The 12724-nt window shown below is 61.8% G+C and carries 12 protein-coding genes and 1 pseudogene; 5 read left to right on the top strand and 8 right to left on the bottom strand.

Going from position 1 to position 12724, the window contains the following annotated elements; all coding sequences use genetic code 11:
- From gatB to VFE81_RS08555, 3 genes are all read left to right on the top strand, one after another.
- Positions 1 to 942: Asp-tRNA(Asn)/Glu-tRNA(Gln) amidotransferase subunit GatB (gene gatB / locus VFE81_RS08545; RefSeq protein ID WP_325044182.1), on the top strand; the 942-nt coding region annotated here is incomplete at its 5' end.
- Positions 943 to 1098: 156 nt separating this feature from the next.
- Positions 1099 to 1938, top strand: coding sequence for a PPK2 family polyphosphate kinase (locus tag VFE81_RS08550; protein WP_325044183.1), 840 nt, complete (start codon positions 1099 to 1101; stop codon positions 1936 to 1938).
- A gap of 54 nt (positions 1939 to 1992) precedes the next feature.
- Positions 1993 to 2772 (top strand): exodeoxyribonuclease III, encoded by a 780-nt coding sequence (locus VFE81_RS08555; RefSeq protein WP_325044184.1) that lies wholly within the window; start codon positions 1993 to 1995, stop codon positions 2770 to 2772.
- Between the two features lie 96 nt (positions 2773 to 2868).
- On the opposite strand, the gene VFE81_RS08560 is transcribed toward VFE81_RS08555, so the two are convergent.
- The 7 genes from VFE81_RS08560 to argB all read right to left on the bottom strand — a co-directional run bounded on the left by VFE81_RS08560 (position 2869) and on the right by argB (position 10168).
- Positions 2869 to 4101, bottom strand: a complete 1233-nt coding sequence (locus VFE81_RS08560) for a M48 family metallopeptidase (protein ID WP_325044192.1) — start codon at positions 4099 to 4101, stop codon at positions 2869 to 2871.
- A gap of 50 nt (positions 4102 to 4151) precedes the next feature.
- Positions 4152 to 5546: an AmpG family muropeptide MFS transporter gene (locus tag VFE81_RS08565; RefSeq protein ID WP_325044185.1), complete on the bottom strand. Its 1395-nt coding sequence runs from the start codon at positions 5544 to 5546 to the stop codon at positions 4152 to 4154.
- Positions 5547 to 5560: 14 nt separating this feature from the next.
- Positions 5561 to 6169: a methionine biosynthesis protein MetW gene (metW, locus tag VFE81_RS08570; protein ID WP_325044186.1), complete on the bottom strand. Its 609-nt coding sequence runs from the start codon at positions 6167 to 6169 to the stop codon at positions 5561 to 5563.
- Complete coding sequence (gene metX, locus VFE81_RS08575; RefSeq protein ID WP_325044187.1) at positions 6166 to 7311, bottom strand: homoserine O-succinyltransferase MetX; 1146 nt, start codon at positions 7309 to 7311, stop codon at positions 6166 to 6168. The genes metW and metX overlap by 4 nt, the downstream gene beginning before the upstream one ends.
- Positions 7312 to 7603: 292 nt before the next feature.
- Positions 7604 to 8290, bottom strand: a complete 687-nt coding sequence (gene slmA, locus VFE81_RS08580) for a nucleoid occlusion factor SlmA (RefSeq protein WP_325044188.1) — start codon at positions 8288 to 8290, stop codon at positions 7604 to 7606.
- Entirely contained in the window at positions 8257 to 9060 is an 804-nt protein-coding gene (locus tag VFE81_RS08585; protein ID WP_325044189.1) for a pyrimidine 5'-nucleotidase, read from the bottom strand. Before VFE81_RS08585 ends, slmA begins: the two co-directional genes overlap by 34 nt.
- A 208-nt stretch (positions 9061 to 9268) precedes the next feature.
- Positions 9269 to 10168: an acetylglutamate kinase gene (gene argB, locus VFE81_RS08590; RefSeq protein ID WP_028197732.1), complete on the bottom strand. Its 900-nt coding sequence runs from the start codon at positions 10166 to 10168 to the stop codon at positions 9269 to 9271.
- Between the two features lie 265 nt (positions 10169 to 10433).
- Here argB and VFE81_RS08595 point away from each other — a divergent pair, with 265 nt between their 5' ends.
- Entirely contained in the window at positions 10434 to 10658 is a 225-nt protein-coding gene (locus tag VFE81_RS08595) for a cysteine-rich CWC family protein (protein ID WP_325044190.1), read from the top strand.
- Positions 10659 to 10691: 33 nt separating this feature from the next.
- Here VFE81_RS08595 and VFE81_RS08600 read toward each other — a convergent pair whose 3' ends face one another.
- Positions 10692 to 12329, bottom strand: a complete 1638-nt coding sequence (locus tag VFE81_RS08600; RefSeq protein WP_325044191.1) for a tetratricopeptide repeat-containing glycosyltransferase family protein — start codon at positions 12327 to 12329, stop codon at positions 10692 to 10694.
- 129 nt (positions 12330 to 12458) lie between these two features.
- On the opposite strand from VFE81_RS08600, the pseudogene VFE81_RS08605 reads away from it, so the two are divergent.
- Positions 12459 to 12724, top strand: a pseudogene (locus VFE81_RS08605) (sensor histidine kinase); the annotation flags it as partial.

Genomic DNA, 12724 nt, shown 5'->3' on the forward strand with positions numbered 1-12724 from the left:
GCCAAGACGCTGCACACGCTGGTCACGTGGCTCGGCATCTGCGACGGCAACATGCAGGAAGGCTCGTTCCGTTGCGACGCGAACGTGTCGGTGCGCCCGGTCGGTCAGGCGGAATTCGGCACGCGTGCCGAGATCAAGAACCTGAACTCGTTCCGCTTCCTCGAAGAGGCGATCCAGTACGAAGTGCGCCGTCAGATCGAGTTGATCGAAGACGGCGGCACGGTGGTGCAGGAAACGCGTTTGTACGACCCGGACAAACGCGAAACGCGTTCGATGCGCACCAAGGAAGACGCGCACGATTACCGCTATTTCCCTGATCCCGATCTGATGCCGCTCGTGATCGACGCGGCGTGGGTCGAGCGCGTGAAGAGCGAAATGCCGGAACTGCCGGTGGCGATTCAACAGCGCTTTGTCACGCAATATGGCCTGACGCCGTACGATGCCAACGGGCTGACGTCGAGCAAGGCCATGGCTGCTTACTACGAAGCCGTTGTGCTCAAAGTCGGCCCGGCTCAGGCCAAGGTCGCGGCTAACTGGCTGATGGGTGAAGTGTCGTCGCAACTGAATCGCGAAGGCGTGGATTTTGCCGATAGCCCGGTTTCGTCGGCGCAACTCGCGCTGCTGCTGCAACGTATCGCCGACGGCACGATCTCGAACAAGATCGCCAAGGAAATTTTCCTCGCAATCTGGGAAGAAAAGGCCACCGACGAAGCCGCCGCCGATCGCATCATCGAAGCGAAGGGCCTGAAGCAGATCTCGGACACCGGCGCGCTGGAAGCGATCATCGACGAAGTGCTCGCCGCGAACCAGAAGTCGGTTGAGGAATTTCGCGCCGGCAAGGAAAAGGCGTTCAACGCACTGATCGGCCAGGCAATGAAAGCGACCAAGGGCAAGGCCAATCCGGCGCAGGTGAACGAACTGCTGAAGAAGAAGCTGTCCTGAGTTGAAGCTGGGCTAAAGCTCAGTTGAAAGAGCCACGGCCGAAGCGCGAGCTTCTGCCAACACGGGCTGTTGCCGGAAACGAAAGTGGGGGCAGCGGCCCGTTTTATTTTGCGGGCCCGCTTTTATGTCCCGCTGAACGCAGAACACGGAGTGTGAATGGCGAAGCAACCCGAACTCGACGATTTCCGCGTACCGTATTTCGACGACGGCAAGAAGAACAGCAAATTTTCGCTCGACGCTTTCGATCCAGCCGCAAAGCCTTTTTCGACCGGTTCGAAAGATTCCGACCGGGCGCGTTTGTCGGAGATCGGCGCGAAGCTCGATACACTGCAGGAGTGCCTGCACGCGCAGCAGCGTCGCCGGGTGTTGCTCGTGCTGCAAGGCATGGACACGAGCGGCAAGGACGGCACGATCCGCGCGGTGTTTCATGAAGTCGACCCGCTCGGTTTGCGCATCGTGCCGTTCAAGGCGCCGACGCCCGTCGAACTGGCGCACGATTTTCTATGGCGCGTGCATTCGCAGGCGCCTGCTGCCGGTGAGCTGACTATTTTCAACCGCAGTCACTACGAAGATCTGCTGGTGCCGACCGTCCTCGGCAATCTGGATGCCGAAGCATTCGAGCGACGCTGCTGCCACATTCGCCAGTTCGAAGAGCTGTTGGCCTTCAGCGGTACGGCTATCATCAAGTGCATGCTGCACATTTCGAAAGATGAGCAGCGTGCGCGTCTGCAGGCGCGCATCGACGATCCGAGCAAGCACTGGAAATTCGACGTCGCCGATCTCGAAGCCCGCAAGCAATGGGACAAATATCAGGCGGCGTATCGCGACGCGCTGGCCGCGACGTCAACGGACTATGCACCGTGGTACGTGATTCCGGCCGATTCGAAGACCCATCGTAATGTAATGGTCGCCGAGTTGTTGCTGCGCCAGTTCGAAGCGCTGAAGCTCGAATATCCGCCTGCCAAAGAATCGCTGAAGGGCATCAAGGTCGAGTGACCGTATGCTTTCTGCCCTTTGCTCTAACAACGAATCGAACATAAAAGGAACGACATGTTGCGTGTGATTACCGCCAACCTGAACGGCATCCGCTCAGCGGCGAAGAAAGGTTTTTTCGAATGGTTCGGCGAACAGAAAGCCGACGTGCTGTGCGTGCAGGAAATCAAATGCTCACAGGACGATTTGACGCCGGAATTCATGTCGCCGCACAATTTCACCGGGTATTTTCAGCATGCGGTGAAGAAAGGCTATAGCGGCGCGGGCGTGTACACGCGTCACGAACCGGACGAAGTCATTATCGGTTTCGGTAGCGAGGAATTCGATCCGGAAGGGCGCTATGTCGAATTGCGCTTCGGCAAACTGTCGGTGATCTCGGTGTACGTGCCGTCGGGATCGAGTGGTGAAGAACGCCAGCAGGCCAAGTTCCGGTTCATGGACGAGTTCATGCCGCATCTCGCGGAATTGGCCCAGGAGCGCGAAGTGATCGTGTGTGGCGACGTGAACATCGTCCACAAAGAGATCGACATCAAGAACTGGAAGAGCAACCAGAAGAATTCAGGCTGCCTGCCGGAAGAGCGCGAGTGGCTCACCAAACTGTTTGACGAAGTTGGTTACGTCGACGTCTTCCGGACGCTCGATCAGCGACCGGAACAGTACACGTGGTGGAGCAATCGCGGTCAGGCGTATGCGAAGAACGTTGGGTGGCGGATCGATTATCAGATCGCGACGCAGGGTATCGCCAGCAAGGCGAAACGCACCGACGTGTTCCGCGATATCAAGTTCAGCGACCATGCGCCGCTGACGATCGATTACGACCACAAGCTCAAGAAGTAGGCACGGTTCGAACCGCAGTGAAACCGCGTGAGCCGCAGGCGGGCCCGAGGCCGCAAGCCGCAAGCCGCAAGCCGCAAGCGCCGCGGTCCGCGCATCTTACTCGCTGATCGGTTTGCGGCGCGGGCGGCCCATGCCGGCATAGTCCGGCAACGCATCGACGCTCTTGCCGATGGCCTTGGCATAGAGCGGCAGCATATCCGGCAAACGCTTGATGATGTCCTGGCGGCGGGTCGGCGTGTACGGGTGCACGTAGATATAGCCCTGGTCATGATTGCTGCGCGTCGCCTTGGCCAGCTTGTCCCATAGCGTGACCGCCGCGCGCGGATCGAAGCCGGCGCGCGAAGCGATATCGCTGCCAATGACGTCGGCCTCGGTTTCGTCGGTGTTTTCGTACTTCATCTCCAGCAACCGCGAACCGATGCCGAGCGGCGCCGCGCCCAGATCGGCTAGTCCGAATAGCTGCGGGATCGTGCCGGACGAGTCGAGCTGGCTGGACTGGAGTTCGCCGAGCCGCTCACGCGCATGCTCACGCAATGCGTGCGCAATCTCGTGACCGATCAGCATGCCGAGTTCGTTGTCGTTCAGACGCGCGCGATCGAGCAGGCCGCTATACACGACGATCTTGCCGCCCGGCAGGCAGTACATGCGGATATCGGGCGAGCGCACCATTGCTACATTCCACTTCCAGCCTTTGGCGCGCTCGTTCCACTTCAGCGAATAGGGAATCAGCTTGTCGACAATCGAACGAACGCGAGTGACGTGGGCATCGCTATCGCCGTACAGGCGGTCCGCATGCTCTGCGCCGTACACGATCTGGCTGAATTCCTCGGCGGCTTGCGCCTCGAGCATTGGCGATGGGATCAGGTTGCGAAATACGAGGTAACCGCCGTAGCGCAGTTGTGTATTCGGACTACTGTAAGACGGGGAAGCGGGCGCGTTGGCAGCTGCGGCGGGCGTTGAAGTCGCGGCAGGCGCTTTTGCGGCCGCTGCCGGCACCGAGGTAGCGGCAGGCGTTCTGGCCGTTACCGGTGCCGGTGGCGGCTGCGTTGAAGAGGGCGGCGTGGCGGCCGCAGGTGCGCTGCCGGCGTTCGTGGCGCTGGCCGCGCTGGCCCCCGCCGATGTCGCGTTTTCAGCACTCGCCGTGTTCGGTGCGGACTTTGCCGCTGTCGCTGGAGTCGGCGCGGCGGCGGTGGTCGGCGCTGCTGCACTGGTGCCGACCGCGGGCATTGCTGTCGCGTAGGCGCTCAACGGTGCCGCCAACGTCAGGCTCGCGCAACCGAGCGCCAACGCCGCGCGCAGCACCGCGCGGCCGGCCTTGAGCGAAGGAATCCCGGAGGCCTTCGATTCCGGGCGCACCACGTGCGTTGACTGACGCGCCGTCACGACCGGGTTCTCCAGGGCGCGATGCGCAGCAGAAGCAGCATGCCGGGCAGCCCCAGCGCGGTACACACGATGAAATAGTCGAACCAGCCGATCTGCGCGACCACATAGCCGCTTGCCGCCGATGCCAAGGTGCGCGGCACGGAGGCGAGGCTCGTGAAAAGCGCGAATTGCGTAGCGGTGTAACGCGGATCGGTGGTGCTGGCGATATAGGCGGTGAAGGCCGCCATCGTCAGACCGGTCGCGAAGGTTTCCAGGCCGTAGACCAATGCCAGCGCGACTGAGCGCGGATCGAGCTGCACGGTCCAGTCGATGCCGACTAGCGCGAGCAGCTTCGAGGTGCCCTGGCTTAGCCACACAGCGATGTCATAAATCACGGTCAAACCGGGCGACGCCGGGCCAAGATGCGCGAGCCATGCAAAGCCGAGTGTCGACACCATCTGCAGGACGCCGAAGATCCAGAGCCCTCGGCCAATGCCGACCTTCATCAGCCAGATCCCGCCCACGATCCCGCCCGCCAGACTCGCGCCGAACGCGGTGGTCTTGGCGATCACACCGATCTGCGTGCGCGAAAAGCCGATGTCGAGAAAGAACGACGTGGACAGCGTGGTCGCCATCGTGTCGCCGAGCTTGTAAAGGAAGATGAAACCGAGCACGAACAATGCGCCACGCCAACCATCGCGCTGAATGAATTCGCTGAACGGCTGCACGATCGCTTCGCGCAGATTCTTCGGTGGCGTGCCGTGCACCTGCGGCTCGCGCACCACCAGCGTCATGACCATGCCGGGCAGCATGAATGCAGCGGTAACGATGAAAACGGTGGGCCACGGCAAATGGTCGGACAGAATCAGTGCCAGCGAACCCGGCACCAGCGCGGCGATCTTGTACGCGTTGACATGCACGGCATTGCCGAGACCTTGTTGCGTGTCGCTCAACAACTCACGCCGGTACGCATCGATCGAGATGTCCTGGCTCGCACCGAAGAACGCGACCAGTGCCGTCAAAGCCGCCACCGTCCAGATCGAGTCGCGCGGCGATACGAAACCGAGCGTCGCAATCGCGCCGGCGACCAGAATCTGTGTGACCAGCATCCAGCCGCGCCGTCTTCCCGGACGCCAGCCCGGAAAACGCGGCACATAGCGGTCCATCAACGGCGCCCAGATGAATTTCCAGGTGTACGGGAACTGAATCAGCGCAAAAAGGCCGATTTCCTTCAGATTGACGCCTTCGGAGCGTAGCCACGCCTGCACCAGATAGACGAGCGTGAACAGCGGCAGTCCCGACGTAAAGCCGAGAAAGACGCAGATCAGCATGCGCGTATTGAGAAACGCGCGCCAGCCGGGATGTTCTTCGTGAGCGGTAAGTGCAGGCGCCTCGTGCGGCGGGTTCGACATGTGGATAAGTGGCGTTAGCTTTTCTTGACGCGATAGACCGCAAGACTACCACGCCAGTTCACCCCCCATCGCACCACCTGGCCATCGTGAAGCACCACGCGGTCGAGAATCTCGATGCCGACTTCCGGCGCCAGCGCCTCGAAATCCTTGATCGTCAGCACCCGCACATTCGGCGTGTTGTGCCACTGATAAGGCAACGACTTCGACACCGGCATGCGGCCTTGCAGCACGGAAAGCCGATGCGCCCAGTAGCCGAAATTCGGGAACGACACGATGCATTCCTTGCCCACGCGCACCGTCTCGCGCAGGATCGCGGCCGTCTGATGGATGGTTTGCAGTGTCTGCGACAGAACCGCGAAGTCGAAGCTGCCGTCTTCGAACAGACGCAGGCCGTCTTCCAGATTCTGCTGGATCACGTTGACGCCGTTCTGCGTCGACGCCAGCACGCCGGCGTCGTTGATTTCAATGCCGTAGCCCTGCACATCCAGTTCTTCGGTCAGCAGCGACAGCAGCGAGCCGTCGCCACAACCCAGATCGAGCACGGTGGCGCGCGGTTCGACCCAGCGGGCGATCGCGCGGAAGTCTGGGCGCAACGCCAGATAATCGAGTGCTCGCTGGTTCATGCGTTCACCTCGTTTGCAATACGTTCGTAATAGGCGCGCATCAGGTTGTGATAGCGCGCGTCGTCGAGCAGAAAGGCGTCGTGGCCGTGCGGCGCGTCGATTTCCGCGTAGGTCACCGTGCGCTTGTGATCGAGCAGCGCCTTCACCAGTTCGCGCGAGCGGGCCGGCGCGAAACGCCAGTCGGTCGAGAAACTGGCGATCAGGTATTTCGCCGTGGTGTGCGCGACGGCGGCGGTCAGGTCGCCGTCGAAGGCTTTGGCCGGATCGAAATAGTCGAGCGCGCGGGTGATCAGCAGGTACGTGTTCGCGTCGAAGTAGTCGGCGAACTTGTCGCCCTGGTAGCGCAGATACGACTCCACCTCGAATTCCACGTCGAAGTTGAAGTTGTACGCGTCCACCGCGCCTTCCGCGCGGCGCAACGAGCGGCCGAATTTCTCGGCCATGTCGTCGTCCGACAGGTACGTGATGTGGCCGATCATCCGCGCGACGCGCAAGCCGCGCTTCGGCTTTACGTTGTGCGCATAGTAGTTGCCGCCATGGAAGTCCGGGTCCGATAGGATCGCCGAGCGTGCCACCTCGTTGAACGCGATGTTCTGCGCGGACAGCTTTGGCGTGGAAGCGACCACGATGCAATGGCCCACGCGCTCTGGATACATCATGCTCCACGCGAGCGCCTGCATGCCGCCGAGGCTGCCGCCCATCACCGCGGCGAAGCGCGTGATGCCGAACTCATCGGCGACGCGCACTTGCGCGTTCACCCAATCTTCAACCGTGACCACCGGAAAGGTCGCGCCGTATGGGTTGCCCGTTGCCGGATCGATGCTCATCGGCCCAGTTGAGCCGAAGCACGAGCCCAGGTTGTTCACGCCGATCACGAAGAACTTGTTGGTGTCGAGCGGCTTGCCTGGGCCGACCATGTTGTCCCACCAGCCGATGTCCTTCGGATTGTCGGCGTACACGCCCGCCACGTGGTGCGATGCGTTGAGCGCGTGGCACACCAGCACGGCATTGCTGCGCGCGGCGTTGAGCGTGCCGTAGGTCTCGACCATCAGGTCGTAACCGGTCAGCGAGCTGCCGTTCTGCATGAGCAGCGGCTCGGTGAAATGCATTTTTTGGGGAGCGACGATACCGATCGATTCCATTCATTCCGCCATTTAACAAATACAGGGCGGCTAGATGGCGTCGGCGAGGCACGGAAGAGAAACAATGTGCGCGGCTGACGACCTCTTTAGCCGCATTTATAGTGAACCGCGGGAAACGTTCCCGGCAGTTCGCGCGCCCGCAATCGAGTCAGCAAATCGGCGCGTGATAGGTGTTCAGGGTGTTCTGGACAGCGGTCTCAGGAGTATCGAGTTGCCGAAGTCAGGCACAAAGTATAGCGGAAAATTTCATGCGGCAGCGGCGGGGGGCTCGTGAACCCGCGTGCCGCGCGGACTACTGAAGAATCAGCAGCAGTTGTGCATCGGCGTGTTCGGCGGGCTGCCGCGCAAAGCCGCTGCGAACATATCGATGCCAGCGGCCGATGATGTAGCTCAGCAGCAGACTCGCGCGAATCGCGGGATCGTAGCCGGCGGGCAGCAGGGCAGCATGCACATTTGCGCTCGGGCTTGCGTTTTCACCCGCGCTTGCGTTTGCCTCCATCTGGGCCAGCCGCAAACACTGCTTCAACGACGCCTCGATCCGTTCCAGCATCTGATTGACGCGCTCGGTCAGCCGTTCGTGCTCGCCGACCAGCGCCTCACAGGTCAGCACACGCGTCATGCCAGGATTCTTCGCGGGGAAGTTGAGCAGCATCAGCGCGATTGCACGGGCTTGCAGCACGCCGTTGCTTTCTTTGTCGGCGATCTGGTTGATCAGGCCGAAGATGGTCTGCTCGATGAACTCGATTAGCCCTTCGAACATTTGCGCCTTGCTGGCGAAATGGCGGTACAGCGCGGCTTCGGAGACGCCGAGCCGGGCGGCGAGCGCCGCCGTCGTGATCTTTTCGCTCTTCGGCGTCTCCAGCATTGCGGCAAGCGTCTGCAGGATGTGCACGCGACGCTCGCCCGGCTTCAGGCGCGGCGCACGCGGGGCGGGTTCGTGTTCGGCTACGGCTTCGTCAGGCTTGTCGATCGGCTGCATGGCTGTCGTCCCGTCTGCTGTCCCTTCAATCGAACCGAGCGGGTGCCCAGTCGTAGCGATTTTAACGAACGAATGCTGCGATCGACATAATGCGGCCGACCGGTGCCCGGCAGACGCGTCGGTATGCCGTCCGCGTGCGGTTTGCGCGGCAAATGGCCGGTGATCCACACGGTGCGGATGCCGAGCCGCCGGTAGTTCTTCAGATGCGAGCGCGTGTCTTCGACGAGGATCACGTCTTTGAGCGAGACGTGCGCGTCGCGCATCGCCTTGCGTAGCATCGCATGGTCGGGTTTGGCGCGCCAGTTGCGGCGATCGCGCATATGTTCGATGGCAATCACCTGCTCGAACAGGCGCTCGATGCGCAACTCCGCGAGCACCGCGCGCGCATATGTCTCGGGGGCATTGGTCAGCACGATCTTGCGACCGGGCAGCGACGCGACGAGGCGCGCGACACCACGTTCGTGACGGATCATCGAACCGAGATCGGGGAACGTGTGCACGACTTTCAGGAAGTCGTGCGGGTCGAGCGGATGATGGCGGGTCAGGCCGAGCAGCGTTGCGCCGTAGCGCTGCGTGTAGCCGGTGCGCAGACGGTTGGCCTCGTCGATGTCGACTTGCAACGAGTCGATGATGTACTGCGTCATCCCCTGATTGATCGCCGGGAAGATCGCGTGCGATGCCTGGTGCAGGGTGTTGTCGAGGTCGAACAGCCAGACCGGAATGCCGCCTGCGATGTGCGGACGACGGCGCCGGGAAGTGGGGGTACGCATGATGGAATACGCCGTTCAGGCGCGAGCAGTCGCTTCGCGCAGCGAATGCGGACGACGATTCGCGATGCGGAAGGTGATAAAAGAGGGAGCGTGTTTTTGCGCCGGAGGGCGGCGCGCTGTGCACCGCTGGACGCAGGGGCGGCGCAACTGCACGGCCCACACGGCACGCCAGGCAGACGTACCGCGTGGGCCGGATTTGAGGCAGGAATCAATGTGAGCGGATCATCGTGCCGAACGGCTGTTCGGTGAGAATTTCCAGCAGCACCGAGTGCTCGATGCGGCCGTCGATGATGTGTACCGAACGCACGCCGCTCTTGGCCGCATCCAGCGCCGACGAGATTTTCGGCAGCATGCCGCCGGAGATCGTGCCGTCTGCGAACAGGCCGTCGATTTCGCGCGCCGACAGATCGGTCAGCAGATTGCCTTCCTTATCCATCACGCCCGGGATGTTGGTCATGATCACGAGCTTTTCGGCGTTCAGCACCACCGCCAGTTTGCCCGCGACCAGATCCGCATTGATGTTGTACGACAGGCCGTCTTCGCCGAAGCCGATCGGCGAGATTACCGGAATGAACGCGTCGTCCTGCAACGCTTTCACAACCGCGGGATTGATCGCCTCGACTTCGCCCACCTGGCCGATATCGACGTACTGGCCCGGATTGTCGCGATCCGGCATCTGCATCTTGCGCGCGTGGATCAGGCCGCCGTCTTTGCCGGTCAGGCCGACCGCGTGGCCGCCAAAATGGTTGATCAGCGTGACGATGTCCTGCTGCACTTCGCCGCCGAGCACCCATTCGACGACTTCCATCGTCTCCTCGTCGGTGACGCGCATGCCCTGAATGAACGTGCCCTGCTTGCCGATTTTCTTCAGCGCCTGGTCGATCTGCGGACCGCCGCCGTGCACGATGACCGGATTGATACCGACCAGTTTCAGCAAAATCACGTCGCGCGCGAAGCCTTGCTTCAGCCGCTCTTCCGTCATGGCGTTGCCGCCGTATTTGATGACCACGGTCTTACCGTGATACTGGCGAATGTAGGGCAGCGCCTCGGCCAGGATTTCAGCCTTCAGGGTGGGCGCGATCTGCGAAAGGTCAGGAAGCTCGGACATGGCGGCAGGCTCAGGCACGGAACAGTTAAAACAGGGCGAATTGTACAGGAGCGGCGCGCTGCAACAGAGTTTTCGATACCGGCGCCGGTGACGGGTGACGCAGGCTTTGCGCACTGCGCAATGGACGGGCGGAAGCGGCGGCCGACAATCAAGCTTACCGTCGTTCAGATCTGCCTGTGAATTAGCCGAACGGCCGACTCGCGGCGACCCGCCAGCCGTGGCATCATTTCCTGGTACAGGCTGAAGCGAGACCATCCGGCCCCTTATGAAATTGTCAGCTTCCCGCTCCGAAAGCAGCGCGCTTTGTCCGCGCTGCGGTCACGCGTTCGATTGCGGCATGCATGGGGTGCCGTTCGACTGCTGGTGTCGCGAGATGCCGGCGTTGCCGGCAGACAGGCTCGATCCGTCCGGCCGCTGCCTATGCCCTGAATGCCTCGCCGCGGAGATCGCACGAGCCGTGCAACCGGTGCCGGGAGCCGGCTCACCTTGAACGCGGCGCGGCTTTGGCGGCCGCGCTGCCGGCCTATGCCGCGTGGTGCCGGGCTGCAAGCGCGCTCAGGTCATGTGTAACAGCCTCAAGCACCGGATCCCATTGGCCGAACTGTGGCTGCCGGTAGAGTGTCGCGCTCGGATGCCACGGGCTGTCAGACCGGTCGAGCAGCCAGACCCAATGCGGATTGACGTCGAGCAGCACCCATGTGCGTCGGCCGAGCGCGCCACTCAGATGCGCTGCTGACGTGCAAACCGTAATGACAAGATCGAGCGCGCTGACGAACGCGGCTGTGTCGTCGAAGGTGGTGAATTCAGCGGTGTAGTCCGACATCGGCAGACCCGACGCGCGGGCCATCGCGACGTCCGCCTCGGCACCCGGTTGCAGCGAATAGAACGCCACGTTGTGCATCCCGCCGAAATGTTCTGCGTAGCGTTCCCAACCCACCCGCCGGAATGGATTGCGCTGATGGTTAAGGCTGCCGGTCCAGGTAAGTCCGACTTTGAGCCTCGTTTCGCTGGCGAGTCTCTGTTGCCATGACGCACTGGATGCAGCGTCCGCGCGCAAATACGGGTTCGCAGCGGGGATGGTTTCTTCGCGCGTATCGAATATCAAGGGCAGGCTGAGCAACGGAATTTCGTAGTCGAACGGAGGCAAAGATTCGACGCCGCCACCTGCCGAATAGTCGTCCACGTGATTGCCTAGACTGCGAGCGAGCAGCGCACCCATCTGCGGAAATGAATTCCAGACGAGACGGCCACCCTCGCGATGAACACGCTCGGCCAGCATAGGGATATAGCGGCTGAACTGCAGGACATCGCCCATACCTTGTTCACCCCACACCAGCAGCGTTTTACCGGCGAGCGGTTCGCCTCGCCAGGTCGGCGCCGGCATTGCCGGGCGGTTGCCGCCCAATTCAAGCGAGCCGTCCCAGCGGGCTTCATGCGTTTGCCAGCCGTGCGCGTAGTCGCCGCGCATGAGATGCAGCATGCTGAGGTTGGCGCGCATGGTTGCGTCGTTGGGCGCTAGTGCACAGGCGGTTCTTTCGGCGTGCTCGGCTTCGTCCCAGCGTTGCGCTTCACGCAGTGCCAGCGCATAGTTGTTATGCGCTAACGGGCTATGCGGCGCGCATTGCACGGCTTTCGCGCCGGCTTCGAGCGCGCGCGGCAGATTCAAATTGACGCGGCTTGCCTGAGTGAGATTGGTCCATGCGTCGCCGTTGTGGGGGGCGTCATGAACCGCACTTTCCAGTAGTGCGAGTTGTTCGTTGAGGTCGCCACCTGTGAGCACGAGGGCGCCAGCGAGATTGTTGCGTAACTGCGGCAGTTTTGGATCGATGGCGAGTGCGCGACGATATGGCGCAATTGCCTCGCTATGCCGGTTTGCCATCTGCAGCGTGTAGCCGAAACGGAAGTGTGCGAGGGCGCGATGGGGATCGAGTTGGGCAATAATGGCGGCGAGTTCGATCGCGTCGTTGTGACGATGTTGCTCGAGTAACGTGGTAATGAGCGATTCGATCGACTCGTCGTCGAGCGGATGGCGTTGCGCAGCGGCATCGAGCCACTTGGCCTCTGCTTCTGCGGTGCCGTTTTGTCGGGCTGCGGCAGCACGTCGCAGAAAAGTCAGGAAAGCTGACGAGGCGGGCGTCTCGCTATCGGATGTAGGCAGCATGGATGGTTTTGGGCGGCGCAAAAACCGGTGATGCGTGATCGGCCTGTGCGGCGCTGTCGCAAAAACTCCATGTTACCGGCACGAGGCCGCAAGGTAAGTCGGACTAGTCCGAACAGGTAAACTAAAGTCATGCATCGTATAACCAACACCGGCCGGGTCAACCTCGGTCATCTGTTCTGGCTACGTAGCCTCGCCATCATTGGCCAGCTGGTGACGATCGCGTTCGTGCAGACCTTCATCGGCGTGCATCTGCCGCTGCCCGCCATGTTGCTCGTGATCGCCCTCGAAGTTATCTTCAACGGACTCACATGGTGGCGTGTCTCGCAGCAGCGGCCAGAGTCCAATCTCGAACTGTTCGGCCAGATCTGGGTCGATCTCGGCGCGTTGTCGGCGCT

It is taken from the genome of Paraburkholderia sp. (assembly GCF_035656215.1).
Taxonomy (GTDB): Bacteria; Pseudomonadota; Gammaproteobacteria; order Burkholderiales; family Burkholderiaceae; genus Paraburkholderia.

Excerpts from the sequence above, each read along its gene's own strand:
- VFE81_RS08555 (WP_325044184.1), top strand. The coding sequence starts at position 1,993 with ATGTTGCGTGTGATTACCGCCAACCTGAACGGCATCCGCTCAGCGGCG.
- metW (WP_325044186.1), bottom strand. The coding sequence starts at position 6,169 with ATGAACCAGCGAGCACTCGATTATCTGGCGTTGCGCCCAGACTTCCGC.
- VFE81_RS08565 (WP_325044185.1), bottom strand. The coding sequence starts at position 5,546 with ATGTCGAACCCGCCGCACGAGGCGCCTGCACTTACCGCTCACGAAGAA.
- slmA (WP_325044188.1), bottom strand. The coding sequence starts at position 8,290 with ATGCAGCCGATCGACAAGCCTGACGAAGCCGTAGCCGAACACGAACCC.
- VFE81_RS08595 (WP_325044190.1), top strand. The coding sequence starts at position 10,434 with ATGAAATTGTCAGCTTCCCGCTCCGAAAGCAGCGCGCTTTGTCCGCGC.
- VFE81_RS08550 (WP_325044183.1), top strand. The coding sequence starts at position 1,099 with ATGGCGAAGCAACCCGAACTCGACGATTTCCGCGTACCGTATTTCGAC.
- argB (WP_028197732.1), bottom strand. The coding sequence starts at position 10,168 with ATGTCCGAGCTTCCTGACCTTTCGCAGATCGCGCCCACCCTGAAGGCT.
- VFE81_RS08585 (WP_325044189.1), bottom strand. The coding sequence starts at position 9,060 with ATGCGTACCCCCACTTCCCGGCGCCGTCGTCCGCACATCGCAGGCGGC.
- VFE81_RS08600 (WP_325044191.1), bottom strand. The coding sequence starts at position 12,329 with ATGCTGCCTACATCCGATAGCGAGACGCCCGCCTCGTCAGCTTTCCTG.
- metX (WP_325044187.1), bottom strand. The coding sequence starts at position 7,311 with ATGGAATCGATCGGTATCGTCGCTCCCCAAAAAATGCATTTCACCGAG.